Below are 442 nucleotides of genomic sequence, written 5' to 3' on the forward strand. Positions count from 1 at the left end.
AGATAGTTCAACAATGCCACTAGCAATATCTTCAATAGTAATATCGTCCTCACTCTTTGAAAGTGCGACTAGACCGGGGTCTGCACTTGTGAGAACAGCGGAAAGGGCAGCAAATAGGTTATGTGCATCCTCTGGACTGACAGCAGACAGAGCAGCAGGTTCCTCTTCAGCCTTAGGCTCAACAGGTGCCTCATCGGCAGACTCTTCAGTCTTAGGCTCAACAGATGCCTCATCGGCAGGTGCCTCTTCAGCCTTGTCCTCTCCAGCCTTAGGCTCAACAGGTGCCTCATCGGCAGACTCTTCATCAACCTTAGCAGCAGCCTGTTGTGCGGCTACGTCAATATCGAAGTCTTCCTTCAACTTTGCTAGAAGTTCCTCTAGACTCATAGGATTCTCACTTTCAGTCTCCGACGAGTCGGAGTCGGTATTGTCAGGTGATAGC

General features: G+C 50.0%; 1 protein-coding gene. It reads right to left on the reverse strand.

Translation table 11 applies throughout. The annotated features are described in order from the left end of the window. On the reverse strand, positions 1-360 hold a 360-nt coding region (locus D7V77_RS43495), incomplete at its 3' end, for a hypothetical protein (RefSeq protein ID WP_199734015.1). Between the last annotated feature and the right edge of the window lie 82 nt (positions 361-442).

It is taken from the genome of Corallococcus sp. CA041A (assembly GCF_003612075.1).
GTDB lineage: Bacteria > Myxococcota > Myxococcia > Myxococcales > Myxococcaceae > Corallococcus > Corallococcus exiguus.